Source organism: Halobaculum sp. CBA1158 (assembly GCF_021431925.1).
Taxonomy (GTDB): domain Archaea; phylum Halobacteriota; class Halobacteria; order Halobacteriales; family Haloferacaceae; genus Halobaculum.
The window spans coordinates 42,852-69,493 of the sequence record NZ_CP090373.1 but is presented as its reverse complement, the minus strand read 5'-3'; the positions used below and the strand labels follow the sequence as shown (position 1 = coordinate 69,493).

Annotated in this window: 19 protein-coding genes and 1 pseudogene; 7 read left to right on the top strand and 13 right to left on the bottom strand. The window is 54.4% G+C overall.

Features of this window, described 5'->3' with window-relative positions:
* Window positions 1-19: 19 nt before the first annotated feature.
* Window positions 20-2,368 carry a hypothetical protein gene (locus tag Hbl1158_RS16485; protein ID WP_234299891.1) on the bottom strand — a complete coding sequence of 783 codons (2,349 nt, stop codon included), beginning with the start codon at window positions 2,366-2,368 and terminating at the stop codon, window positions 20-22.
* 162 nt (window positions 2,369-2,530) lie between these two features.
* On the opposite strand from Hbl1158_RS16485, the gene Hbl1158_RS16480 reads away from it, so the two are divergent.
* Window positions 2,531-6,142 carry a DNA methyltransferase gene (locus Hbl1158_RS16480; protein ID WP_234299890.1) on the top strand — a complete coding sequence of 1,204 codons (3,612 nt, stop codon included), beginning with the start codon at window positions 2,531-2,533 and terminating at the stop codon, window positions 6,140-6,142.
* Window positions 6,143-6,150: 8 nt separating this feature from the next.
* Here Hbl1158_RS16480 and Hbl1158_RS16475 read toward each other — a convergent pair whose 3' ends face one another.
* The 4 genes from Hbl1158_RS16475 to Hbl1158_RS16460 all read right to left on the bottom strand — a co-directional run bounded on the left by Hbl1158_RS16475 (window position 6,151) and on the right by Hbl1158_RS16460 (window position 11,970).
* Window positions 6,151-9,957 carry a helicase-related protein gene (locus Hbl1158_RS16475; protein WP_234299889.1) on the bottom strand — a complete coding sequence of 1,269 codons (3,807 nt, stop codon included), beginning with the start codon at window positions 9,955-9,957 and terminating at the stop codon, window positions 6,151-6,153.
* A gap of 79 nt (window positions 9,958-10,036) precedes the next feature.
* The gene (locus Hbl1158_RS16470; protein ID WP_234299888.1) at window positions 10,037-10,258 is read right to left on the bottom strand and encodes a hypothetical protein; all 222 of its coding nucleotides are present in this window, start codon (window positions 10,256-10,258) and stop codon (window positions 10,037-10,039) included.
* Window positions 10,259-10,265: 7 nt separating this feature from the next.
* A complete protein-coding gene (locus Hbl1158_RS16465; protein ID WP_234299887.1) occupies window positions 10,266-11,036 on the bottom strand; it encodes a hypothetical protein in 771 nt (256 codons plus the stop codon).
* Window positions 11,029-11,970: a TIR domain-containing protein gene (locus Hbl1158_RS16460; protein ID WP_234299886.1), complete on the bottom strand. Its 942-nt coding sequence runs from the start codon at window positions 11,968-11,970 to the stop codon at window positions 11,029-11,031. The genes Hbl1158_RS16465 and Hbl1158_RS16460 overlap by 8 nt, the downstream gene beginning before the upstream one ends.
* Before the next feature lie 128 nt (window positions 11,971-12,098).
* Between Hbl1158_RS16460 and Hbl1158_RS16455 the strand changes: the two genes are divergently transcribed.
* Entirely contained in the window at window positions 12,099-12,536 is a 438-nt protein-coding gene (locus Hbl1158_RS16455; RefSeq protein ID WP_099254180.1) for a TIR domain-containing protein, read from the top strand.
* A gap of 21 nt (window positions 12,537-12,557) precedes the next feature.
* On the opposite strand, the gene Hbl1158_RS16450 is transcribed toward Hbl1158_RS16455, so the two are convergent.
* Window positions 12,558-13,613: a GNAT family N-acetyltransferase gene (locus Hbl1158_RS16450; RefSeq protein WP_099254181.1), complete on the bottom strand. Its 1,056-nt coding sequence runs from the start codon at window positions 13,611-13,613 to the stop codon at window positions 12,558-12,560.
* Between the two features lie 90 nt (window positions 13,614-13,703).
* Between Hbl1158_RS16450 and Hbl1158_RS16445 the strand changes: the two genes are divergently transcribed.
* Window positions 13,704-15,470: a DUF262 domain-containing protein gene (locus Hbl1158_RS16445; protein ID WP_234299885.1), complete on the top strand. Its 1,767-nt coding sequence runs from the start codon at window positions 13,704-13,706 to the stop codon at window positions 15,468-15,470.
* Between the two features lie 6 nt (window positions 15,471-15,476).
* On the opposite strand, the gene Hbl1158_RS16440 is transcribed toward Hbl1158_RS16445, so the two are convergent.
* Window positions 15,477-16,448, bottom strand: a complete 972-nt coding sequence (locus tag Hbl1158_RS16440; RefSeq protein WP_234299884.1) for a hypothetical protein — start codon at window positions 16,446-16,448, stop codon at window positions 15,477-15,479.
* A 458-nt stretch (window positions 16,449-16,906) separates the two neighbouring features.
* Between Hbl1158_RS16440 and Hbl1158_RS16435 the strand changes: the two genes are divergently transcribed.
* Both Hbl1158_RS16435 and Hbl1158_RS16430 read left to right on the top strand, forming a co-directional pair.
* The gene (locus tag Hbl1158_RS16435) at window positions 16,907-17,935 is read left to right on the top strand and encodes a Cdc6/Cdc18 family protein (protein WP_234299883.1); all 1,029 of its coding nucleotides are present in this window, start codon (window positions 16,907-16,909) and stop codon (window positions 17,933-17,935) included.
* A 742-nt stretch (window positions 17,936-18,677) separates the two neighbouring features.
* Window positions 18,678-19,934, top strand: a complete 1,257-nt coding sequence (locus Hbl1158_RS16430) for an orc1/cdc6 family replication initiation protein (RefSeq protein WP_122106730.1) — start codon at window positions 18,678-18,680, stop codon at window positions 19,932-19,934.
* A gap of 454 nt (window positions 19,935-20,388) precedes the next feature.
* On the opposite strand, the pseudogene Hbl1158_RS16425 reads toward Hbl1158_RS16430, so the two are convergent.
* The 3 genes and pseudogenes from Hbl1158_RS16425 to Hbl1158_RS16415 form a co-directional block, all read right to left on the bottom strand.
* Window positions 20,389-20,984, bottom strand: a pseudogene (locus Hbl1158_RS16425) (hypothetical protein).
* A gap of 93 nt (window positions 20,985-21,077) precedes the next feature.
* On the bottom strand, window positions 21,078-21,401 hold the full coding sequence (locus Hbl1158_RS16420; RefSeq protein WP_122106741.1) for a hypothetical protein: 324 nt from the start codon (window positions 21,399-21,401) through the stop codon (window positions 21,078-21,080).
* 172 nt (window positions 21,402-21,573) lie between these two features.
* A complete protein-coding gene (locus Hbl1158_RS16415; protein ID WP_137685134.1) occupies window positions 21,574-22,392 on the bottom strand; it encodes a hypothetical protein in 819 nt (272 codons plus the stop codon).
* A 227-nt stretch (window positions 22,393-22,619) separates the two neighbouring features.
* Here Hbl1158_RS16415 and Hbl1158_RS16410 point away from each other — a divergent pair, with 227 nt between their 5' ends.
* A complete protein-coding gene (locus Hbl1158_RS16410) occupies window positions 22,620-23,291 on the top strand; it encodes a helix-turn-helix domain-containing protein (RefSeq protein WP_092635730.1) in 672 nt (223 codons plus the stop codon).
* Window positions 23,288-23,983 (top strand): hypothetical protein, encoded by a 696-nt coding sequence (locus Hbl1158_RS16405; RefSeq protein ID WP_092635728.1) that lies wholly within the window; start codon window positions 23,288-23,290, stop codon window positions 23,981-23,983. Before Hbl1158_RS16410 ends, Hbl1158_RS16405 begins: the two co-directional genes overlap by 4 nt.
* 124 nt (window positions 23,984-24,107) lie before the next feature.
* Here the strand turns inward: Hbl1158_RS16405 and Hbl1158_RS16400 are convergent, their stop codons facing one another.
* The 3 genes from Hbl1158_RS16400 to Hbl1158_RS16390 all read right to left on the bottom strand — a co-directional run bounded on the left by Hbl1158_RS16400 (window position 24,108) and on the right by Hbl1158_RS16390 (window position 26,574).
* Entirely contained in the window at window positions 24,108-25,037 is a 930-nt protein-coding gene (locus tag Hbl1158_RS16400; RefSeq protein WP_092635777.1) for an ArdC-like ssDNA-binding domain-containing protein, read from the bottom strand.
* Between the two features lie 112 nt (window positions 25,038-25,149).
* A complete protein-coding gene (locus Hbl1158_RS16395; protein ID WP_006184811.1) occupies window positions 25,150-25,497 on the bottom strand; it encodes a hypothetical protein in 348 nt (115 codons plus the stop codon).
* A 75-nt stretch (window positions 25,498-25,572) separates the two neighbouring features.
* Entirely contained in the window at window positions 25,573-26,574 is a 1,002-nt protein-coding gene (locus tag Hbl1158_RS16390; protein ID WP_234299882.1) for a DUF6610 family protein, read from the bottom strand.
* Window positions 26,575-26,642 lie beyond the last annotated feature (68 nt).

Here is a 26,642-nt window from a genome sequence, read left to right as displayed (position 1 = left end):
CGTAGCGCTATTTCAGGGATTACTCCATCGGGCCTACATCTCCAAGATAAGTGTATTTCTCAGCGACCTTCTCGAAGTACGCTTCCGTCATAATTCGAGGATTCGACACCCGATGGAAGTCATCAAGGACGAACTGCATTTCCTCCTCATCCAGCCCATATGCGTGGAACACGGCCGCGTCGACTTCGGCTTGTAGTTCACGCCGGGTCTCCATATCCGTCGCCGGCTCAATCCCGCCGAGTCGCTCACGCATCTCAGCAAACTCCTCACCATAACAGTTGAGCTTCGCCGCTCGATCAGCGATGTAGTGGAACCAGTCGTCGCCGTCAGTGAGACGAGGAGCCTGTGACTCCTCAAACTTGTACTTCGAGGCGTGGGAATCGACCTTTGTCCGCATCAAGAAATCGAACGGGATACTGTTGATCAGCCCAAGTGCGACGAAAAGCTCCTTATCAGAGAAAACACGGTCGTAAGCACTGTGCATCGGGAATTCCGAAAGGTCGTCCTTGGTAGGGTTTGCTTCGAATGGCCGAACCGTGTACAGCGTATGGACGACGACTCCACCCGGTGGGATTACAGCCGCAATGAGCGTCCGTTCGTCGGTTGCACGAGCGACTTCACGGAGCACAAGCCGGTACTCAGAACTATGGAGACGGATGTCCTCCAAAGAAAGTTCGGGGCGGTCGAATTCTTCTGTTAGCAACCGATTGACGAACCGCTTCTGCGAACTTGCCGGGAGATGGCGGAACTCAGGGTCATCAGCGAACTTGTTGTAGATAGCCTTCTTCAGGCTGATCGCATCGTCCCGGGCACGGAAGTTCTTCTCTCGAACGCGACGCTTCGCGCTCAGCTCCTCGTTATCCTCATCGACACTCCACAAAGAGATGGGTTTGAGATCGTCGACGTAAGTCGACTCATAACAGAATTGGTGAATGTTCTTTCCCTGATAGACCGGATAATCCCCTTTGGATTCGTCTTCGATGAATCTATCCCGATCTCGTCCTCGATCCAGTTCCTTGTACAAGACCGTTCGCCAAGCACCTTCAATTTCAGTCGCCAATGGTGGTGTCTGGAGAATTTTATCCAGCACTGAAACCTCCTGCTGGTCCTCGATGTTGGGGAAAATTCGAGCGCCAGGAGAATACTCTTTGAGGATTCGCGCTGGAATTTCTAGAGCTACATCGTCAATTGACCGAAGAACATCAACGGAAGTCTGATGAAAGATTCCGTGGACAGTATCAGTGCTTCCCTCTGTTCGGAGCGTAACGATACCGAAGTTATACCTAGTGTCTATATCGGAGAAGATACCGCGATTTTCAAATCCGATGATACTCTGAATCTCAGACTCTTCCAATGCATGTACTCGCAAATCCTTTCCAGCGGCGGCATTGAAGAACGGACCAGGAAGCAACTGTGAAACATAACCACCGTCTCTGACGATATCATAGACTCGCTCAAAGAACAGTAGGGACAGGTCGTTCGTCCGTGCAACCTGTTGTCCTTCTACGCTTGGTGTCTGGTACTCGTATTCTCCACTCTGGTTGATATAGGTCGCTTGCCGTTCCTTGTCACGCTGGAACTTCTCCCATTCGGCAGCGATTTCAGGGTTCTTTAAGAGTTCCTCTACCTTCTTGTCCTTTTCACCTGGTAGGCGGCTACGAAACTCAGTATCGTACTTTGGGAAGAAGTCCGTCCGGTATGGCTTCAGCTCATCCCACGGTGGGTTCCCAATGATGACATCAAAGCCACCTTCCCGATAGACTGTCGCGAACTCGAGCACCCAATGAAACGGTGAGAACTCCTCTAATTCCTCAAGAGAAATATCCTCGTCGACAAGTTCGTTGAACTGATCGCGGATCTTCTCATTAAGCTCCTCGCTGTGGGTGTCGATTTTTCGTTCAGCCATTTTACGGGCATTCTGCGCTTCACGGGCAGAATCCGCAGCTCGATGGCGATCCTGTTCCCGGATGACATCCTCATAGAGATCTTTGACTGCAGTTCCGACACCCCAATTCGAGAGTGACGCGTCGCCAGCATCTTCCCGTGCGACTTCTTGGAGCTCAGTGAACCCGATCAGCGAGTTACCCTGACGGATGTTAAAATCGATATTGGGGAGCGGCTCCACCTCGCTCGGTTCGTCCTCGATATCAGCGACCATCGACAGCCACAGGCGTAGTTTACAGATTTCGACTGCCCCGTCCTCGATATCGACTCCATAGAGATTGTGAAGGATGATAGAACGCTTTGCGAAAAGTGAGACCCCTCCATGTCCCTCTTCTATTCTCTCCAATTCTTCACGGCTACGACTCTCCAACTCCCAGCCTTGCCCCTCAGCTTCGAGCCGCTGGAAATACTCAATGCATTGCATCAACTGATCGTCTCGCTATTGGCTGTTTTCGACTATATCTACGATTGCCGGTGAAATACGAGCTGCTTCTTACACTCTATTCAACAAGTGTATTGACCAGTTCAGTCGAAAGCCACCCTCATATCCATCATTTTCATATGAGTAAAGCAACTTTCAGGTGGTATGACTCTCCAGCAGATCACCGCATCCGATATCGCGGGCTGGGACTCTTTACACGATATAGCGAACTCCTTTGAAAAACGCGGGCTCAAACCACGCCCGAAACTTGGGGGCGATAACGAACTCGTAGTCCAGCTTGATGATGACGAATTCATCGTCGTTGTCAATGCTGGCCCCGGTGAGACTGCCACGGACTTCAAACCGGAAAATCGCTCACGGCATACCAACCTTGTTGCCACCAACGATTTCGAGACCTTCACCTTCATTACGCGAGTCCGAAGCTGGGAGGGGCAGCAGCACGGTCGAATTAAGCATCAAAAGATTTCGTTCTCGAAGGAGCAGTTCACGCGGGACAGCGGAGAGAAGAACACTATTCTCCAGAAGCTGAACTCGATCGAGTACGGTTCCTCTGCTGCGATATACGATACGCTCTACGATACGCAACAGGTCGTCAAGGAGTTCTATGAACAGTTCGAGGAACTCCGGACAGATCTCATTCAAGAGGTTACAGGCATCCCTGACGATCGTGGTGATGCGAAGCAACGATATGTGCAGGTCATTCTTGACCGGATGATCTTCCTATACTTCATCCAGGAAAAACGCCTTCTTGATCGGAACCCGAATTACCTTCACGAACAGCCGAATGAAGTCGTTGACGAGGGTGGTGACCACTACGAAGAGTTCTACGAACCGCTCTTCTTCGAATACCTCGCAGAAGACAAACAGAACCCTGACTTCGGTAGTCTTCCGTACCTGAACGGTGGCTTGTTCGCAAGGAATCCTGTCGAAGAGGAGTTTGAGGACGCGAAATTAGGTGGCTCTGCCGAGGAAACGAACGGGCTCTTCGATGATATCCTCGACTTCCTCTCCGACTGGAATTGGAACGTCGACGAACGACTCGACATCGTCGATCCCAAGAACCTCTCCCCGGCGATCTTGGGCCATATCTTCGAACAAACGGTCAATCAGAAGGAGATGGGGGCGTACTACACACCGGAAGAGATCACGGGGTTCATGGCCCGCCGAACGATCCATCCGTATCTGCTCGATCAACTTAACGAGGCTGTGGACGCAGACTACGACGAGATTGACAATGTGTTCGGATTCCCCGTGCCCGAGGCAGATAGTAGCGCAGAAGCTGTTGCCGATGGCGGAACCATAACTCAGCAAGTTCCAACGGAAAATGTCCAGACCAGCCATGTGGAGACTCTCTACCACGACATTCTGAAGGAAGCGCACATTCTCGATCCCGCCGTAGGAAGTGGCGCCTTCCTGCTCGCCGCACAGGAGGTGCTGATGGACCTATACATGCAATGCATTGAGTATTTCCAGCGGCTCGAAGCTGAAGGGCAAGGCTGGGAGCTAGAATCCAGAACGCGAGAAGAGATAGAGGAAATCGAGTCAGGGAAAGGCTCCTCATCACTGTACGCAAAGCGAACGGCCATCCTCAACAATTTGTACGGAGTCGATATCGACGAAGGTGCTGTTGAGATTTGCAAGCTCAGACTCTGGTTGTCGATGGTCGCTGATATCGAGGATGAACCGAGTGAGGTGGAGCCGCTCCCCAATATCGATTTCAACGTACGGCAAGGGAACAGCCTAATCGGCCAACTCGATACCGACATCGAGAGTAACGAAGACGGAGACAGCGATCTCGATTCTTGGGAGGTGAAAACTCGCTTTGAGGACGTGAAAGAGGCCATCAAGAAGCACAAGAAAGCGGAGACCAGTGTTGAAGCTCAAGAATGGCGGAAAGAAGCAGAAGATAGAATTGAGGAACATCGGGACAAATTTGACGAAATCCTACGGCGAGAATTCCAAGACGCTGGCTTTGACGACATAACGATCGAGGGGATTCGGGAGTGGTCCCCATTCCACTGGCCGTTGGAGTTCGCCGACGTCTTCGAGAAAGGTGGATTCGACGTGTTCATCGGGAATCCACCGTGGGACATGCTCTACGCGAATCGCGACGACTTCTTCATCCGCTACGATGAGCAGTTCCGTACCTATCCGTCGGAGGAAAAGGACGGTGTGATGGAAGACCTCCTCTCAAACTCAGAAGTTGCGTGGGAATGGGAGGACTACAAGGAGTCGATGGAAACTCAGGCAGACTTCTTCACGCAGGGAGATGTCTATAAGCTCCAATCTCCGGTGGTGGGGGGTCGAACGATGCCGACAAAGAACGAACTTTCAGCTCTATTTCTTGAGCGGGTCTTCAGACTCTCCAGAGACGGCGTGAAGGTGAGTCTGCTCCTCCCCGGTACTATCTTCGGGGGAGTAATGGGGAAAGACCTCCGAATGCATCTGCTGGACCATACGGACGTGGAGAATCTCATCGGGTTCGAGAACAAGGGAATCTTTGAGGCCATCGACGATAGATACCGGTTCGCGATTCTGACGTTCGAATATGGGGGGAAGACATCAGCCCTTCGGGGGATATTCAACCAACGTGACATGGATATAGTCTACAGGATCGAAGATGAGGCAGTCAACATTCCGCGCGACGTACTCGTCAGTTATTCTCCAGAAGGGGGAATCTTCCCATCCATCACCTCGCAGATCGAAGTAAGCGTCTTGGAGAAGGTAGTTGAGCAGCCTTCCTTGGGTGAAGATTTAGAGGAGGCTTGGACAGTTGATATGCTCACTAAGGAGTTCGTTGAATCGACTGATAAGGATAGGCTCCTGACATCGCCGGAGGAGGCCGACTATCCCGTCTATGGCGGCAAAAATATCCATCAGTTTCAGTACGATAATACCCACACAGATGCGTTAGATGGACCGCAGTACTGGAGTCGGGGGATGTACGATCCACCGAATAGTGCTCAGTACCGTGTTCGAGAGAAGAAATTCAACAGGGGTAATCTCAAACGGGCAATCTACGACGCCTTTGGAGGTTCAGAGACGAGGAAGTCTCAAGTTCAATTCGTAGATGAACTACTCGAAGAACACCGTAGTCACGGACTTGAGGAAGAAGATGTCCTGCTCGATTGCACTGAATACCGAATCGGTATTCGAGACGTTTCTCGATCCCGGGACGAGCGGACGATAATAGCTACGGTACTTCCGAAGGACGTCATCTGTCTCCACACCATTAACACGTTCAAGCCGTTCGCTATTGAACCGGAAGAGGAACACCTCACAGAGTCCCCACTTCGGTCACCCTACGTCCGGCGATTTACGGATCAAGAACTCTTCGTGGCAACGGGACTCCTGAACAGCATTGCGTTCGATTTCCTGATGCGAACTAAAGTCGAGACGCACATCGTCAAGCGCGAGCTGCTGGAATCCCAGCTACCACGGCTCACCGACGGAGATGATTGGTTCCATTATATCGCTGAACGAGCTGCCCGATTGAACTGTTACGGGAAAGAATTCAAAGAAATGCGTGAGCGACTCGGCGGAATCGAGGCAGCGGTAGAAAACCAGGAACGCAGAGAATTACAGGCTGAAATCGACGCGGCCGCATTCCACGCGTATGGCCTGGAACGTCGTGACGTGAAGTTTGTCCTCGACGACTTCCATCGCGTTGAGAGTCCGAAGCTGATGGACGAGATGTACTTCGATCTGGTCTTGGAGAAATATGATTTACTGGATCAGAAGGGGCCCCTACCGTAGCTCCCGAATCACTGTCCGACAACGCCCCAGCATACGAGCTTCGCTTGTACATCACTCTCTCCCATTAGTTTCGTCTGGTATTCAGTAGAGGCTTCGACGTTCTCTTCCAAGAACTTCTCAAGCTGACTGAGGAACTCCCCGGTCGGCCACTCTGGGAAAGAGTCGTACTGCTCGTTCTGGCGAAAGATTTCCCGTAGAATTCGGTCTTCATCCGTGTTCGCCAGCTTTACCTCCTGCAGCCGCGCTTCAATGTCGGTAGCCCATTCTCCTATCGTTTCGAACTCTTCAACAGGAGCCGGCTCATCGCCGTGATTCGGCTGAACGTAGTGACTGATGAAATCGAGGATCGTCTCTTGTTCCTTCGAGAAGGCCTCTCCCTGTTTGAAAGCACCCTCAACTTGGCCCTCTCGAATCACCTCAAGACGCTCGTCAAGCACTGCTTGAATTTCACCACGATTCGATAACACCGTATCTGGATGCCCGGTAATCGGTTCGCCGTCAACTGAAGGGTCAATATTGAGCGTGCTCACGGGCCGCTCATTGACCTCGTCGGCGAAGGGCTTGTAGTAGAAAGCACGACGGACGCGACCAAGCGGGGACTCGTGGTCATCATCGTCAAACCAGAGGTGGGCAAGGGCGAACACGCCCGGACGAGGACCGGCATCGTGGTCAGTTACATTCGTGTAGAGGAATTCTCGTTCTTCGGGCGGGTCATTAAAGAAGTCCTCAGCGTACTCGAAGTCTTCCGCAGTCAGGTCATAATCCTCGTTCAGTTCTCGCTTCAGAAGGTACCGCTCGAACGCAGCGTGTTCATTACTCCCAGCATTGCGGAGGAGCGGATTCTTGCTCGTGTCGTCAAGTTCATTCACGTCGTCAATTTCACGGGACTTCTGGAGAGAGTCCTCAATCTCGTCCACCTGTAATTCCCCGATAGTCTTCTCCGTGTCTACACCTGTCTTTTCAAGAATCTGGTCTTCGTTCGGATCGAGGATGTTGTTCTCCTTTCCGACGATGAGCGCAATATCGTTGATCTTTGCCTGTAGGCGTTTCAGGAGCTTAATCGCCGCCTCGATGTCGCCGTCCGGGTAGAAGTTGTGGACGTGTTTCTCGGCGGTACTCCCGATCCGGTCGACTCGCCCGACACGCTGGACAATCCGCATCGGGTTCCACGGCAGGTCGTAATTGACCACCACATGAACGTCCTGAAGATTAACCCCTTCACTCAGCGTGTCAGTGGCCACTACGTACTGTAGCTCTGAGTCCCCCGACTCGGCGAGCGTTTGCTGGTAGCCTGACGCTTCGGGTGCAAAGCGTTGAATGATGTCCTGCTTATTCTCGTCACCGCCCTTGACGACGGCACTGTTCGCCTCTGTGAGTGGTGAATCCTCGTTGTCACAGAGGGTTCGATAGACATAGTCTGCAGTTGCCCGATACTGCGTGAAGATGAGCACCTTCTGATCGTGATTAGTGAGGACATCTGCAAGTCGGTCGATCTTCGGATCGCGGAACTCGCGGAGTGAAAAGACGGCCTCGTAAAAGTCGCGTGTGGCGGGGTCGACTTCGCTCAGATCACTATTCGGGTAGAGAATCGGATTCATCTCTTCTTCAGGAATATCTGGGAGGACACCAGCGTCGTGGTCAGCGAGCCATTGCCGCGTGGAAACCGCATAATCACTCACATCACCCGCATCACGGGCGACATCACCGATGAACTGCGAGAGGAAATACGATAGAAGGGTGAGGTCCTCCCTGATGTACGTCTTCACCTCGCCGATGGTGGCGTCTGCGAGTTCATCTCCCTCGGTATCAGCTCCTTCTTCCGATTGAATAGCGGTGGTATCGAAGCCGAATTCTTCGAGTGTTTGTTCGAGATCTTCAGCAGCGTCGGCTCCTTCGACAAAGTCACCGAGTTCAGAGTCATCCCCCTCCCGAACAGTTCGGAGCATATCGATGTCTTCGTCTTCGGGGAGTTCACCAAGAAGACCGAGAAGCTGGCGTTCGCTCTGATGCAGCGTCTCGATCGACTGGACGAACGCGTACGTTGAGGACTCGAGCCGTTTGAGGAGGTTCAGCTTGTAGAGAGCTTTCAGCGTGCTCCCCGCTTTCGGGTTTTTGACTGTGATGTGGGGAAGGTGGAGGGCGTCCATCACGTCGGGAAGCATCCGATATATTGGCTGGTAGGCCGCCGGCAGGGAGTACTGTTGCTTGTTGAGTTTCGGCGGCTTGAAGCTCATCTCGAAGTCTTCGCTGTCCTGAATCTGATCTTTGACGTGCTTACGCGTCCGGAGAACCATCACTTCGTTCAAGATATTCGAAATCTCAGAGGAGTGTCGCTGTAGCTGCTCGGTGATTTCTTGCTGTTCGTCGTCGTCGACCTCCTCTTTCCCGGATGCAATGCGTTTTCGCGTCTCCGAGAGTTCGATATATTCGTCGAACGCATCAAAGTCGAGTGACGCCTTGTTCCGAAGTTCCTCCGGGCTGGTGAACAAGCTGATGAGGTTCTTTAGGTCGGTAGCGCTGTTATTGATCGGGGTCGCGGTCAGCATAATCATCGTCTTTCCGCGGAGTTGCCTGAGATTCGCGTGTCGTCGCGTCCCCTTGTAGTCATCATCGTGGTCCGGATTCGGTCGCCACTTCCCGTAATTCCGGAACCGATGAGCCTCGTCGATAAGCAGGACGTCGAACTCGTCTTTGAGGTCCTGCACCTCGTCGTAGGAGAGATTCTGGAACTTGCTGATACTCATCACGTCAAGGTGCGTGCCGTCTACCTCTAACCCGAAGTACGGATTGCCGTCTTCGTCAGTGTCGTTCTGGAGTAGGTCTTCCCACTGATCAGTCAGGTTGGCCGGGACAATGAGGAGACAGTGGTCGCCACGTTGGCGGTAGTCGTGGAGGAGTTCACCGCCAATAAATGATTTTCCCAGGCCGACCGAGTCGGAGACTATGCACCCGTTGAACTGGGAGAGCTTCTCCTTTGCACTCTCGTACCCGAGCTTCTGGAAGTAGTACAGTGGGCTGTCACGGATGTTGACGTTCCCACTCAGTTCGTCGTAGGCGAGCAGCTTGTAGAGTTCGAACGGTTGGAGATACGTGCCCAGCTCCTCGGATGACGTCTCCTGGTCGGACTCGTCCTCCTGCTGTTTCTTCCAGTCCTGGTACTCCTCGCTGTTCTCGATGATTCGGATGATCTCCTCACTGAACTCCTCGGCGTTGGCCCACTGGTTGTCGTACCACTCCTCGAACGCTTCGGCCTTGTGTCGATCCTGACTCGTGAGGTTCAGCTCGATGTTGTTCTGGTGGCCGCTCTTGGTGAAGTTCGAGGAGCCGACAACTGTAGCACATGGGCGGGTGTCTTCATCCCCGTCGTGTCCCCAATCTTCGTCATCTTCGAGTGGCGCTCGAAATGATGCACCCTTTGCGTGGAAGTAACCATTTTCAGGATTTCGCACACGGACGCTCACCTCGCCTTCGGCGATAAAGTCTCGTAGCCGGTCCAGTCGGCCGATCTGAGCGTTATTCAGCTCCGAGATGCTTTCTCTCACCTCTCTTTTGAGTTCCTCTTTGAGATTCTGTCCCTCACCGATTTCGTCAGCAGTTCCCCTATTCGTCTGACGGCCCATCAAAATCCGAAGCGGAGCGTGGCCGAGCTCATCGGGGTCAGCCAGGTTTTCAAGGTCTTCCCGGTAGAGGTCAAATCCTGAGAGATAAAAGTAGCCAGTTGCGATACGGCCTTCCTCGATCTGAGGAATGATCCGCTTGTAAGCGTCTTCTAGTGTTCTGTTGGCGTTATCGACAAGCGGAGGAAGTGAGAGCATCGTAATGCCGAGATGTATTCAGTACGCGAACTTAGTGTTTAGTGACCTCCCTACAGAAATAGCACCAGACAATAGCCAATCAAACTGGCCGAAGATCCCGCCAGCGGACGTCAACGGTGTCACCATTAGCGATTTTAACCCGAAAAAGATAGCCCTCTCGTTGATCATCAGTCACAGCCCCCGCATCGTCTGAGATGATCTCAACGACTGTTCCTCGACGTCCATGGAGGCGCTCGTGATCTGGATCTGTCTCGTCCGGGATATCGATTCGGACCGAATCACCGGTTTCGAAGCGTCTCATAGTATTCTCAGCGGGTTTGAATCCTAAAGAGGATAGCTAAGCCGAGCAAGAGGACGCCACCAACACCAAAACCAACTACCGATGGATCCGGCAGTGATGGGATGAACCTCTTCACTTGGGGAGTAAAAATGAATCCTCCGGCATACCCTCCGACAGATATGTATCCAGCAGCCAATAGGCGAACAAACCACTGTTCCACAATCGTATGTGAGCGGTGGTCAGCATCTTCAGCTGGACGGGGATCAACGATTTCCGGGTCAGGCTTCTCTCGCTTCAAATATCGCCATTCATCGAGATACATACGAACAGGCAGGACCGACTCGATCTCATTCAGGATGGCGTATCGAGCTTTGTTCAGCCGGCGGTATGATTGAAGACTCTGATACCAGAAGTAGCAAATCAGACTGCCGAATCCTGATGTGAAGAGAACGATCGCAGCGTTAGTGGTCGTGAGGTTGCCGCGGGCGAGAGCAAAGAGACCGGCCAGTATCGAGGTTAAAATCAGACCGAAAAAGCGGTTCATCTGGACTCGCTGATTGGCTGTCTCGATCGCAACCTCCCCGTAATGTATGTACTGCTCCATCAGTCGATTCTTCTCGTCCTCACTTAGATTAGCCAGCGGTCCAGTTGTAACATCTTCCTCCTCAGATGGCTCAGCAGGGTCCCCTCCAGTGACCTCTTCAGAGTGTTCAGGTTCTGTTTCGGGCGTGTCTCCATCGTCAGTATCGGCGCCATCCTCTGAGAGATCAACCGCCGCTTCGTCGGTTGAATCAGGCATATTCAGCGAGTGCGTCGACTAGCGAGGCCTTTCGCCATCCTACCTGAGTATCTGCGACTTCTTGGATTTTCTCGGGGACCTTCGATTGCCCCTCTGGAATGATTGCGATCACCGGCTTGTCCAGTTCATCGGCGAGTTCCAGCTCCTCCGGGATCCAAGTGCTGTGAGCACCGTACATTCCACTACTTACGACGACAACCGACGCCGTTTTCATCTGGTTCCGGAGTTCAGAGCGAAGGGCAGAGTCGGTATCCACGGGCAGGGGGTCAGTTGAAGGGACACTATGATTCTGCCACTTGAGCGACGGAACCTCATCAAGGAAATCAACGATACGCTCGTAGTGTTCGTCGTACTCCCACGAGTGGGAGACAAAAACGTTGTACTGCTTGTCCTCAAGTCGAGTTGCAGCGCGTGCTAAGCGAGGGAGTGATTGCCCAGTATTTCCGCCTGAGGAGGAAGAGGACTCTTGAGTCGACGAGCCTGCAGAGGCCAAGGCTTCCAGCCCTTTGTAGGCAGCATATAGGAGCAAAGCACCGCCAGCGATTTTTTGTCCAGACGAGAGACCCTGCTGGTTCTGAGTGTCGGTAGAACTGCGGCTCAGGGAATTGTCGGTCGGGACAAGGCCCGACTGTTGGTCATTCGGCTCGAAGAGCGACGATTGAGAGGAACTGAACTCAGGGAGACTGTTATCCCCAGATTGCGTTACTGTATAAACGGGGCCGAGTTCTCGAACGGTGAACTCCTTTCCGAGATCGTTCCCTTTGTAGGTCGGCAGTAGGCGGTCTCCATCATCGCGATAGAATCCGGTAGGTAGATCGTTAACAGCTGACTTCAGAACGAATCGAACAGCTGATTCGGGGTTTGGACTGCCACGAATATCATCAAACGCAGCCTCCCAGGTGGTTTTCAATGGGGAGGAGGTGTCTTGGCTCATAACCGTATGAACAATCCGTTTTTAAATAGTATAAGTTCTTCCCCCCTGGAATATCGGCAGATTTGGATTCCGCATCAGAGAGGACCATAGTACTAAACGGGTAAGCCGTCAACAATTCGCATATAGTTATGAGCTTCAACAGCAGATCTTCAAGCAACCGTCGGAGCGAATACCGACTGTTCATCTCGCACTCTTGGGAGTACAGCGACGAGTACAATCGGATGGTAGAACTACTTCGCGACTACCCGAATTTCAGTTTCCGGAACTACTCAGTACCGAAGGTGGATGAGATCGATGCTGACACCGAAGAGGAGCTGGAACAGGCGCTCCGGGAAGACCAGATCAAGCCAGCTACGGTCGTAATAATACTCGGGGGAATGTACGTAGCACACAGCAAATGGATCAAGAAAGAAACTATTTTAGCTGAAATCGAGAGCAAGCCTATTCTGGGTGTTACACCGCGCGGAAACGAGCAGATGCCCAATTTCGTTGAAGACCACGCAGATCAGATCGTGGGTTGGCAAGGAAAGAGTGTGGTAGAGGGAATTCGAGATCTGGCTGATTGAGTTGATGAGAGCGTGGATGAACTATTGAGGGAGAGTCTGGCTACCGTCGAGACTATTTCCAACTCCGCGAATCGGGTATAGTTCGATCGCTTCGTACTCACCGTCACCGTCAATATGACCCAGTTTTGAAAACAGAGATCGGCTCTTGTCGTTCGGTTCGTCGATGTAGTAGACACCATCCTCGCAGTACTCCTGGCACCAAGTCTGAATCAATTCCTCAGCAATCCCCCGGCGCCGGTAATGATCCCGGACATACAGCTGTCGAAGAACCTGTATTCCATCCAGCTCTTCCCAAGTGACGTACCCAGCCGCGTCGTCATCTCGAATATAGAGCAATCCCTGGTGGTTCTCAGGGATATATCGGGCAAAAGAAGAACTCGTGTCACCACCATAGCTAGTCATCGCGCCGATGACTCGTTCTGTTTTGTCTATTGGTCGACCATCAGAATACACGAGAAATGAATCTTCGGCACCGATCTCCACGATGTCATCCGGAGTCGAATTCGTGAAGAGCCACTCAGCACTGAACACCTCATCAAGATCGATTCTACGACCCTGATACTCGATACCATATAAGCTCATACAGTTATGGCAGCGAAATTCTGCTGATTCCTCGATTTCGGACATTCCCGGAACACGCTCAATTGACGGGTCGTCAATCCCTGAGCAATTGCAGTCCTGTCTAAGTTCCTCAAATTTGTCCCCCTTCCCAGATTGACTATACGGAACAAATCCCATCTTCCAATGCTCCTCTAACTTCTCACCGAGTTCCTGAGCGAGTTTTTGAACAACTCTCGCGTCTGTTCCCACAAATGCAACGACAGCATCAAGGAGGTCGTCTACGTGAATAATCGGGTCCTCGGACAACTCATATTCTGTGAGCAATTGCCAGCCATTAGGTGCCCGGTAGATCATCCGAAGATCATCTTCACAGAGAAGGGAAACAGCGACGACCTCAATCCCGTCATCAGCTTCGATATAGAGAGGAATCGTTTGATCAATTTCTTCACGTTGAACAAGAGTTTCGAGCCAAGCATAGTCCCCGAGACCCGCAGGAAGTGGGATATTCAAGCTCATTTCCGTATCAGAAATTGCTCTGTTTCGTTATAAATGATAGGCGACCACCACTATGTAGATATATAAAACCAGCATACCACAAGACGGAATATGGAAACCAAGCGGATCGCTGAGGTCGTGGAAAACATAAATTATTCTTATCTCTTACCCGCGATTCAGCGGGAGTTCGTCTGGGAAACGAGTGACATCGTGGATCTGTTTGATTCCCTGTTACGGGACTATCCGATCGGTGCGCTCCTTCAGTGGAACCTCTCGGCTGAGGAAGCACAGGCTCAGCCCAAATATCGCTTCGTCACCCACTACGTCGACGAACCAAATTTTCCCCAGTCACTCACAACACCGACCCATCGAAACCCCCCGCACAATTCTGAAGACCCACTCCCGTCACCGGTGAAACTAGTCCTCGACGGCCAGCAGCGACTGACCGCGCTCAATATCGGTCTGACCGGATCATTCTACGAGCGGAAACACAACCACCCTCGGAACAAGGCCAGTTCGTGGGTTCAGAAGCGACTCTATCTCAACCTCCTCTCGGACCCGCAGACAGCGGACTCGGAACTCGGCAATAAATACGACTTCTCCTTCCGCTCTGAGCAGTCCGCAACCGCGAATGCATACTGGTATCCAGTCAACCGAATCATGTCCATCTCTGACAACGACGATTTCTATGCAGAACGCCAGGAAATTGAGGGAGAGATCCAGGAGCTGGTCGAGAACCACCCCGAGATAGAGAATTCAGATAGTCTGATTCTCAACGCTCAGCGTAATTTCGAGGACCTCTATCGAGCGGTCCACAAGGACGAGAAGCTCCACTTCTTTACCGAAGACGAGAACGACATCACCCGTGTTCGCGACGTCTTCGTACGGATCAATCAGGGAGGGGTGACACCGAATCGTGCCGAAATCCTCCTGTCGTTGATGACTAGTAGCTGGCAACAGGAGCCGCCGGAAATCAACGCACGGGACGAGGTGCACTCGATGGTCGACGAACTGAACGGGATCATCGACGGTGGGAACGCTCCTTTTGCTACGAAGCACGTCCAGAAGGTACTGCTCGCAATCAACGGCAACGAGATCCAGTATCGGTTCGACAACTACACACTCGACTTGCTGCGGAATCTGAAGGAGATCTGGCTCACCGATACGTTCTCGAACACGATGGAACAACTCGCTGAGCTTCTGAATAGTTACTATCCGACGGTGACCTACATCCTCAGTCCCGCCCTCTACACACCTATCGCCTACTACCTCTACCAGAACGAGAATCCCTCGCTCGATTCGACCTCAATCAAAGGTCGCGGGCGACGTCGTGACATTCTCTACTATATCTGTGCAGCCCGACTCAACGGATTCACCAGCCAATCATCGAACCAGATCGCAGAACTCGTCCGGGATGTTATCCGAGAGGAAGAGAGCTCGGAGTTCCCACTTGAGCGGATCAGTGATGAAGTGGCATCCAGTTACGGAACCTCCCTCCGTTTCACCGAAGAAAAGTTGACCACGCTTTTCGAGGAGCTCCAGTACGGGAAGCGCGACATCGAGTTCCTTCTGCAGCTATCACACTACCCCGATGAGCCGGCACGGGGCAAAGACTACGATATCGACCACATCATCCCAAAATCGGTTCTCCCCGAAGAAGCAGATGCTGACCGGGTGGGGAACCTCCAGTTACTGATTGACAAAACGAACAAGATGAAATCGGACGATGACTTCGAGGACTGGATGAACTCCAGAACGGACGACTACAAGCAGACTCATCATACCCCGGAGGGCGCAAAGGAGATGACGTTCGAAGAGTTCGTGGACGCCCGCGAACGGCTCATTATGGAGCACATCCTCGAACACCAGCCGTTCTAGTAGAAGTCAGGCCTCCAGTTCGAAGGCCCTCTCAAGAAGTGTGGTTAGGTCGTCCAGAGCCTGAGTCGCAGTATCGTCGATCTGAACACTAACTCGGTCAGTCTCCTTGGGATGTTTCTTTCCTAACGAGAGGACCACGTCGTCATCGGGAGAGAGGGAAGCCGAAAGCCAAGAGGTAACACGAGGAGAGCCAGCGAACCAAGCAGTCGTCAAATCATGCCAAGGGCGTTCCCGATCTTCCTCACTCGGGCGATCTGGTCCAAACGCTAGCCGTTCCAAGTTATCAGTGAATGATCGGAGTTCCTGGGTATCCGAATCTTCAAGTTGAACGGTGACACGGTGGGTATCGCCATCCCAGCCCCAGTCCTTCTTTCCGAGCTGAAGAGTAAGCTGACCCGTTGGTGAGCGAGAAACAGTCGCCCAAGCGCGTCTCTTCCGGCGGAGATCTTGTTGAGCGACAGTCACCCATTCATCCGACTTATCGAACGAAGCCCAATACTCTCCTGGTATAGGGATTTCCAACGCAACAGTGGGCGATTTCTCTTGCCAGAGCCACCTGATGACTTCCGGGTACCCCTCCATATCAGACCGCGACGGAAGCGCATAGGGCCAGACGGACAGTATTCCGGAGAGATCAACATCGTACTCTGAGAAATCGCCCTCATCGAGCCACGCAACGCTATAGTCACGCTGTAGATAATGGTCAGTAACTGCCTCGATATCTTTGCCCTGATTCCGATACTGAGCCTCTATCGCGATACCCCTTCCATAGGGCTCTCGGGGAGTGTCGAATGTGAGCAGGACATCCGCAATTCGGCCGTCGATACCGGATTCAAGCTCAACTGTGGCATCAGGGAAATCGTGTTCCAATCGAGCATACGCAATCGACTTCATTTTCATATGTTCGTCCGATTCACCAGGGCACTCGCCGACATCTATAAGATCAGCAAAGGTTGCCTGACCTGTAGTTTGGCCCATCTCAGAACGACCCTCCTGTTCGTGGTGCCGAAAATGACGAGAAATGAAAGCAGAACCTCGTTCGTGAGACCGTACAACGGCCATCGGTTGGTCGCACGCAGGACAAGTAACAGACGTGCCGTCGGCTACTTGCGGTGGGATTACCCGTGTTCCGTTTAGAACTCCAAGATATGGCATCGAAGTCGATGGCTGTATTAGATTTGCTTGTCACTCGATCATAATGACCATTTCTCCGGCACCCCGTCGTTCGGGGGTCAAAGAGAAATCACTCACTTGGTGTCAAATCAGTAGTGGAGGATGAGTTTCCGGAAGTTTCCGGAAGCCTCGACTTTCCACGAACACAAATCGGGATATAGCGTAGGTTTTTGGGTACTCACGATGGTACTATCATAGGAGTTTCCGGAAACAACCCGGTCAGGCTTTTGTAACCTGAACCGAAATCAATCTCTCAGAGAAAGATGATTCGCGATGCTCGTGTCCTCCGGGCCGGATTCGTTCCTCGGGAAGTCGAGCATCGCGACGCCGAAGTCAACCACCTCTCCAGCGTCCTCGAACCCATCACGAACGGTGAACCCGCCGACACAGCCATCGTCACCGGACCCAGCGGCGCTGGCAAGACCTGTATCTCGAAGTTCGTCACGGAACGGCTCCGCGAAGAGGTCCTCGACGTCGAGACTACCTACGTCAACTGCTGGCGCAACTACACCCGGTTCCGCACGCTCTACCAGATCCTCGACGACCTCGGCGCGACCATCGACATCCACCGGCAGTCGACGCCGCATGACGAACTCGTCGACCGCCTCCAGCAGCATGACGGCCCGCGGACCGTCGTCATTCTCGACGAGGTCGACCAACTGGAGGACCCCAGCGTCATTTACGACCTCCACAGCCTCCCGCAGTTCGCGATCATCTGTATCGCGAACAAGGAAGAGGAGCTGTTCAGCCGCGTCGACGACCGCCTCGTGAGCCGGCTGCGCTCCAGCGAACACGTCCGGATGGACAAGTACCACGACGAGCAGCTGTACGACATCCTGAGTGCGCGGGCGAAGTGGGGACTCGATGAGGACGTCATCACCGACGACCAGCTCTACCGGATCGCCGACGCGGCCGCCGGCGACGCCCGCCTCGCAATCGGCATCCTTCGAACGGCCGCCGGCAAGGCCGATCGCGAGAACCACGAGCGCATCACCGACGACATTCTCCTGGACGCCGCCGAGGATGCTCGAGCCCAGATCAAGCAGAAGAGCCTCGACTCGCTCACGCCGCACCAGCGCGTCGTCTACGACATCGTTCGCGAGCACGGCCCGGTCGGGCCGAGCGAGATTCACGAGCGCTATACCGAGAAGGTCGACGATCCTCGGACGAAACGGACAGTGCGGACGTATCTCTCCAAGATGGTCCAGTACAACCTCCTTGATGCGGAAGGCACGAGCCGGGACCGGGAGTACTCACCCGTCGGTTCGGAAACTGCGTCGCCAATGCAGTAATATCCTGTCTCCGATTGGGTGAGATCGAGCGGCAATCAAACGAACCCTTGCGGAATCGCGAAACGCCGAAATCACGGTACTAGTACTGAGTGCCGACCGCGAATCGAGCATAGGCCATGAATAGTTAACCAACATACCGTCAATACATGCGCTTTGTTGGTTAATCGATGATCTGTATCGGTCGAAATTCGAATCACGATGAACGGTAGGGATCACGGAGAGTAGATTCAGAAACGGTCATCATCGGGAAGTGGGAACGAGCGAAACATGTGAAAAGAGGTCCACGGTCATCGATCGATTGGTGTCGGGAAGGGTAGATTTCGACTGGAATATCGGGTAGGCAACGATGGTAGCAGGGAAAGGGTAACCAGAGTTGCCAGTATTGCCAATAACACCGTCGTTTAAGTACCTCTCTCACTCCACCATTGCCAGTAACGAGGGGAGAATGGACAGGAGGGCAGAAGATGCCACGTCTCTAGTCTAGTTACTGTTATCTAAACCTACTATAGCTAGTCGAGTTTTCACTAGTACGGATTCGGTTTAACATACAATGTATTAAAAGTACCGCTAATTAGAGAGGGGGTCAACGACCCCCTCCAGTTGTTGCAAAGGTTTACTGGCAATAGTGGAGTGTGTGTGTTTTATAAGCGAGGGCGGTACTGGCATAACTGGTCCGAGTGGTGGGTTAGTGGTGATACTGGAACCCCTGGTTTTATGATGGCTCTTCGTCTTGAGTCCGCCTATGGGCCGATTCAATCGAGAATCGTTCATCATCCAGGATAAAGACGTCCTCCGGGATGATTACCAGCCAGAGACACTCGAGGAGCGGGACGAAGAACTCGACGAATATGCGGCCGCTCTCCGTCCTGTCATTCAGGGCTGGCAACCGAACAACGTCTTTCTGTATGGCGTTACCGGCGTCGGGAAGACAGCTGCTACGCACGATCTTCTTGAGGAGCTGCAAGAATCCGCCGGAGAGTACGACGACGTCGATCTCAACGTTATTGAACTCAACTGTACTGGCTGCACCACATCCTATCAGGTAGCGGTCAATCTCGTGAACGAGATTCGCTCTCCTTCTCACCCTCTCACCACAGTCTCGTCTTCGCGCGAACCGATGAGCGAAACCGGGTATCAACAAAAACGCATCTTCAACGAACTCTACAACGACCTTGAGTCGATCGGTGGGACTATTCTCGTGGTTCTGGACGAGATCGATAACATCGGCTCGGATGACGATATTCTGTACGAGCTTCCACGAGCACGCTCGCAATTGGATCTCGATGTGAAAATCGGTGTGGTCGGCATCTCGAACGACTTCAAGTTCCGAGAAAACCTCTCTCCGAAAGTCAAGGACACTCTTTGCGAAGAGGAAATCTTGTTCCCTCCGTACGACGCGACTGAACTGCAGAATATTCTCAAGCAGCGAGCCGATATCGCGCTCTACGACGATGTCCTCGAATCAGATGTAATCCCACTGTGCGCCGCATTCTCTGCACAGGACTCGGGATCTGCTCGGCAGGCGTTACGGTTACTCCGGAAAGCAGCTGATATCGCCGAGAACGACGCGATGGCGGGTGGAGAGGCGGAAATCACCGAAGACCACGTTCGGGAGGCCAAGCATCAGATCCAGCGACAACAGGTTGTCGAAGGGATGCATTCGTTGACCCGGCAGGGGCAGTATGTGCTCCTGACTGTCTGCCAGCTAGCGGCAGAAGGTGAAACGCCTGAACGAACGAAACTGATCTATGAGCGATATCAAGCAGTTCTTCGAAATCACGGTAGTGAACCACTGAAACGCAGGCGGGTACACGACCACTTGTCGGATTTGAGCCTCCACGGGATTTTACGGTTGGTCGACTCGTCGAGTGGACGCGGAAACTACAACGAATACGAGCTTGATGTCTCCCTGTCGTCGGCCCTCGACGCACTCGAAAGTGAACTCGGAGAGCTCGACGATATTCGTGAAACTGCCAAGCGGCATCGGGTTCTGGAGTAACTTCTCAACCGCCAACACCAGTACTGCCAATACCCTCTCCACTTTTGCCAGTAACCGCGCAACCGTCAGTGCCAGTTTATCCAGTACCCTCTCCGGTGTTGCCAGTAACTCCCTGCCCCAATCAATCCGACTAGTTACTACCAGGACCACCGTTGCCAATTTCATCTAATAGCGTCTTACCCTCCGATTTTACTGGCAATAGTGGAGTGTCTGACAAAATCTAAACGACATTTCATTTACGAGCATTTGCAATCGCTCTCCAGTGGACTACTTATCCCGTGAGGGTTCGTGGTTCGAAGACCCAATCTTGCACGGATTCACCCCCGCACTTACTACTCGAAAACGGGGGATGTCTTCCTGTTCGAGTTCATTTGTTGTCTGGGCCATCAGTGAACAGGATTTCGTGGAGAAACGACAGAAACGTCGGGGGTGTGAGTAACCGATTAGTCTCTGTCTACGGGTATTCCTGATCACTCACGAGAGCCTCGGTACACTCGACGAGGTCGTTCTCAGTCGTCCACCGGCAGAGACGCCTAGCATCGTTGAGCATCTCGAAGATCGCGGTCTGCATTCCACTGTAGGACTCTCGACGGCTACGTTCGTGTCGATCGCGTCCGCATCTATCGTGTTGTACTCGCGTTTGAACACGTGCGTCTTCGCGAAGTACTCCTCTAGGGCTGTGAAGTAGCCCTGCTCGACGAGGAAGCAGCCCTGAGCGTGTTCGGTGACGCCCACGATGACGTCTGTGTGATCGGCGAGCAGCCGGAACTTGAGGTAGGTATTCGTCAACTCGCTTCGAATGTCGACCATCAGAAACGCGTACGCACCGGGCTGTCGGTTGAGACGATCTTTTACGAGCTGGAGACGACGGATTTCATGTTTCCCGTAGCTGCCGAGGACAAAGTGCGAATTCTTAGCTGAGAAGATCGGCGTGAGCTCCGCAACACTCTGTTTCAGGGCTTCGTATTCTTCCGGTGTGAGTGAGGCTTCGTGCAGATACTCGTCGGCTTTCTCGGCGAGTTCGTCGACAGTGACTGGATCCTCACTCATCAACTCGGGACTTCTCCCGTACCCTGCGTCTTTCACTTCGCAGACGGGGTGTCTCCCCGAACAGCTGGCCATCCGACTGAGGTACTAGTTCGTCTACTCGTCCGGATTCACTGGGGATTTGTACTTTGATTTGACGCGATCTCCTTCTCGCCACTGCCAGTAGTAGTAGCGGTTGTCGTTGATCTCCTTGATCGTGATCGTCGCCTTCGTCGGGACATCATCGGGGAGGTCATCGGGTCGCTCGTCGATCTCGTCTTCCTCCTCCGCTTCGGCAAGGCGGGCCTCGCGCTCGCGATGCTCGGCGAGGTCCTCGGCATAGTGGGCAACGTCTCGGAGCAGCTCGGGTGAATAGCCGTTGAGTGTGTCGATGACGTCGGTGGGGAGGTCCGCTGGGGGCGTCGGTGGCTCGTAGGACATGGGCCGATCTGTGTTAACCAACACAGGCGCAAACTGCATAGTTTTGTTGGTTAAGTTGCTGCCAACTGTTCTCACCGGTTCTCCAGCAGCCGTCTCACTACTCGAAACTCTCCATCAAGGAGTTTCGTCTGATGTTACAGTAGCCTCGGGAGATCTCGAACGCTGGGCGATCCTACGAGTTCGAGGGGAGACGCCCATCAGGTCGTGGGACCCGCCCCTGCTTGATCTCCTGATCGACTCGCCGGAGGTGTTTACAGCCGCCATCGGGCGTACGCTTCCGCCAGTCTGGACACGTACACGACTCGCTGATCACGTCGACTTCATACCAGTTTCCGGACGCCGATCGGACCTCATAGAGGCCACCCTTTTCGAGCAGCGAGACGGCCATCGATTCGTCGACGGCACGGCTGGTTCGCGGCTCGAGGTCGTCGTGCTGGGGCGAGTGCTCCGTGACGACCATCCGATCGCGCACGTCGCCGGAGCGGCCGCCGTCTGGGGCAACCGCAGCTTCGGGATCCTGGAGCCGATTCGCAACCAGGGCCTCGACCGGATGCCCCTCCGGCCACAGATAGTGGACTTCCCGCCGCTCGCGATGGTCGTAGGAGCCACAGGCGGCAGCGCTCCCGATCCAGACACGCCACGCCCCGAGTGCTGCCATCACGTCGACGATGACTCGCGGAACAGCGTCGTATTCGTCGGGGTAGAATACCCGGAAGCGAGTACATGCCTCCTGCGGCGGAACCGTCTCCCACCACTCGACGTCGTCGTCCCAGCTGTTGCACATCGCGTCGTCCTCTCCGTAGCCGACAGTCACGCCGTCAATCTGCGGTACCTCCACCGATGTGTCGTCAGCCTCGTCTTCGAGCAGCCGAAGGACGGCGTACCGGAGATACTCGTGTTCCGGATGGTCTGATGATTGGGCGACCTGCTCGTGGTGCTCTGCGACTCGCTCTGCCTCGTCGAGAACGGTCGTTAGATATCGGTCGGTCATAGTTCGTGGAGACGGGACTGCGCCTCCGCCCCTCGGCGGGCGCTGATAGACTTAACCAACAAATAGCGATCAGTCGTATCCTCTGTTGGTTAATTCATTTCTGCTCGAATGCTGCGCCGGATCGGACTACCTGAGCCAAGAGGGTATGTCTGTATAGAGATAACTTTATAAGGGAATACGGGGGACAAGACTAATACAGTTAGATGCGATACCGATAACTATCGATGATGGAGTACGTCGACGAGACCGCGGCGAAAATTATGGTCGCGGCCCGGCCGGGCGACTCGATCCGTCGGATCGCCCAGAAGATCGACGGCTCCTACTCGTGGGTCTACGACTGGATCGAGCGGTTGGATGACGCAGGCTTCATCCGACGTGAGGACGGCGTCTACATCGAGAATTACGCTGTCAGGGATCGCTACTACGATCTCGTCGCGGCCATCTCTCGCGCTGTTCCCCCTTCGATCGGCGATGGCTACGTCATTCCGCACTTCGCCGGGATGCCCTTTGCGTACACGAAAATCGACAGCGTCTACGTCTGGACCCACGGCGGCTATCAGATCGCCCGCGGCCACGACGACTACCCGATCTTCATCCAGGTCGCCGACCGGGATATCGAACGGTGGACGGCGTTCTTCGATGAGTTCGGGATTCCGAGCCGGATCGAAGAGCGGCCGGATGCGAGCGACTACGACGCGACCGTCTCGTACGTGTTGTTCCCGACGAGTGGGGAGATCACTCGCGAGTGGGTCGACGGCAATCCCGTCATTCCGTTGGATGAGGCAATCGAGCACATGTTGGAGTACCGGGTGAACTACGAACCGGCGTTGGAGATGATCGCCGACGAGTACGACCGCGATATCGACGCGTCCCACGAGGATCCGCGTCTCAATGCATGAGCCTCGGTGAACGCGAAGATGAATTGCTGGACACCCTGGAGGCCGTCATTGACGCTGACCTGCCGTACGTGCTCGTCGGTGGGTGGGCGATCGCGGCGTTCAATCAACGCTTCACCACGGACGTCGACGTCGTCATTCCGGCCCAAGCGGTCGACGACTACACGGACCTTCTCACCGACCGCGGCTACGAGAAAACGGCCGATGTCGAGCGAAACGAGCTCTACGAGGGCCGTACCATCCGGTTTGAGAAGGACATCGGGAATCCGGTCCGGTTCGACGCGATGGTCGACGCGTTGGGCTGTCGCCAGACGGAAGCTGAATGGTCGTATCGCTATCTGACCCAGCACTCCGTCACCCAGGAACTGCGAACCGGGCGCCCGGTAACAGCCAGGATTCCGGAACGGGAGTTGCTGTTTGCCGTGAAACTTCACAGTGGCCGCAAGGCAGACTCCCGGGATCTGGTGGTGCTGGCTGCTGGCGCGGATTTCGACCGGATCGCGACTCATCTGCATCGCGGAGAATCCGAGAAGCTCGCTGGTCGCATCGAGACTGTCCTCAACCGCCTCACGTCGGAGAATTTCGCGGACGCATTCAAAGGGGTCTTCGAACAGCAAACGGTTCCCGAACAGGATATCGATGCCGTCGTTGAGTTCCTTCGTGACCAGCAGCGCCGAATCGATTCTGAACGATAACATCGACTGTCGATGGGTATGTCTCGGGACCGATCGAAACACACGGGGTCGGGACGCCGAACGAATTAACCAACAGAGTGGGATAGTACCCTCCGGCGTTGGTTAACAGCCGGGAAGGAGGTGTTCAGCCGTCTACAACTGTCCCGATGACCTCCTGCGCGGTCGAACTGATCCGGCCGAGTCGCTCCTGAATGCTCTCCGCATCGTCGTCCTGCCACGCGGCAAGATAGAACGCTGATCCGCTCGTATCTAGGTTGAAATACCGCCCGACGATGTACGCAACGGCTTCGGCTTCGACCTCGCGTTTTGCACGCTCGGGTTCGTCGTCGACATCGAAATGGAGCAGTGCGTGGGCGTACTCGTGAATCAACGTCACGGCGAGATCGGCCTGATTTGAGCGGGCTTTCGCTTCGACGACGGGTTGGCATTCGTGGAGAGTCCGGTGTTTGCAGACGCCTTTCGCGTCGCCATGCTCCCACTCGGCAGCGTCGACGACACGGACGTCGATATCGAGAGTAGTTGCCGCATGGAGGAGCGCTGGCACCAGGTCGTCGGCGTCACCAGCTGCCTCGGTTTCCAGCTCGGGTAGCGGTTCGCCCTCGGTTTGAGACACATCGAAGACTGCCGTTGGTTTGAATCCAACCAGTCCTTTCGACCACTCCTCGGGCGATGTCTCGTCATAGTCACAGTCACTTTGCTCGTGGTAGCTCGGTGAGTTCTCGCACTCGGGGCACTGCTTCGTAATAATGGGTGCCCAGATCCAGATCGCCTGTTCGCCCTCTTGGACGTGCCGGTCGAACTCCGATCTCCACGTATTGTAGCCCGCCACGCGGGTCGCCTCGGGACACTGGAGTTTGATCAGGAGGGTGTTACGATGAGAATAGTCGTGGAATCGGGACTGGACATCGAGCCACTCCTGGAACTGTTGGCTGGCTTTTGCCTCGTCGACGTCTGCGACGAGATCGTCGATCCAGTCTTCGATCGTACTGTGCATCTTGTCGTGTCGGGTGTCGGTCTCCTCGAACGAGACCCCCGACTCACTGGCTGTCATCATGGATTGCATCACATCGAGTACGACGACGTCTCCGAGAAGTCAGGACGCGCCGCACCCCTCGGGGGCGCACGATAAACATCGGCGCGACTTCGGGGGGTTTAGATCGGAGCTGCTATCGGAGCGCTGCTTTCTCGTCAGCGAAGCCGACCGTGACGAGGTACTCAAGGAACGCGTCGAACTGGTCGACATCGCTCGGCGTGTCCGTCGCGAGGTGTCGTGCCCACTCGATGGCCCACTGGAACGCAGGATCGGTCCCGCCCTTACCATGTATATACCACCAGCGGGCGGCCTTCAGGACGACGAGCGGATTCGTCGGCGGTTGCTCGCTTGCGAGTCCACGAGTGATCGACCGAATCTCCTCGGGTACCTCGGCGGGGTCGACCTCGCCTGATTGGGTGTTCGATACGTCGACTGGAATGTCGTCAATCGAGACATCGTTCGGACGCTGTTGTTGACTCACGGAAAATCACCTTCTCGGAGGACTTTTTGGATCGAGCCCTCGCCCCCTCCGGGGCGCGAAAAACCACTCGTAGCGTCACGCCGGTGGAATGTACACGCTCTGCTCGCTGGCGATCTCCTCCAGGTTGTTCCGATGGCGATGTGAGAAGTAGCACTCGTAGCTGCAGTAGCCACAGAGCACGCCGGTATCATACTCGGCGACGAATGGACCGCGCTGAGTCGTCCAGACGTTCGCTTCGCATTCGGTACACGCAGCACCATCGAGATCCCCCGGCGATGGCCCCTCATACTCGATCTCGAAGGAGTCGTCCTGTGGTGTCGATTCGGGCCAAACACCTTGAGCCTGCCAGAATTCCTTGAGACGGGCGAGACTGTGGCGGACCGTCTTGCGAACCGTGACGTGGTCGGTGTCGCGACCGCTGTCGTCCCAACCATCCGCCGTCCAGAATTCCCCGAACTGTGCCCCGCGATGTAGGCCGTTCCAATCGAGACCGACAATGTCGGCCGGTGGGTCGTCTGTGAGTGTCGGTCGGGTCAGTTGCTCGATGACGTCGAGCTGTTTCGGCGGGCTTCCACCGAGGATATGAACACGACGGCCCCGCCAGTTGGTCGGCTCGGAGAACTCGTGGGCCAATCGGTCGGCATACCCTCGTGAGTAGCCGAGCACGAGGGCGTCGGGAATCATGTCGATCACCTTGCGGCACTTGGGGACGATGACGAGGTCTGCATCGGGATAGCTCGCCTGTATCTCCCGTGCGGCGGCCACGTATCTATCGACGTCGTCGGGATCGTACACGTCCCCAATCACGCCGACCTTGGGTTCGTGTTCGAAAAACTGGGCGACGTATCGATCCAGATCGGGATTCCGAAAGTCGTTATCCAACATCCCGACGGGGATGTCCAAATGCTTGAACTGAGTCTGCTGATATCCGCAGTCCTCTCGGAACCCGGGTAGGTAGCCGAGCCTGTGGGCATCCAGAGAGAACGGCGCTCGATGAAGGAACGCCACGCTGTCGGCTTGTCTGGCAGCGGCAATCTCGCGTTCAGTGCTGCTGCTGGGGCTGATATCGAGCGACATGAATGTGGTCTGCGAGGGCGAATCCGCCCGCCCTGCACCCTCTCAGAGGGGCAATAAACGGAGCCGCG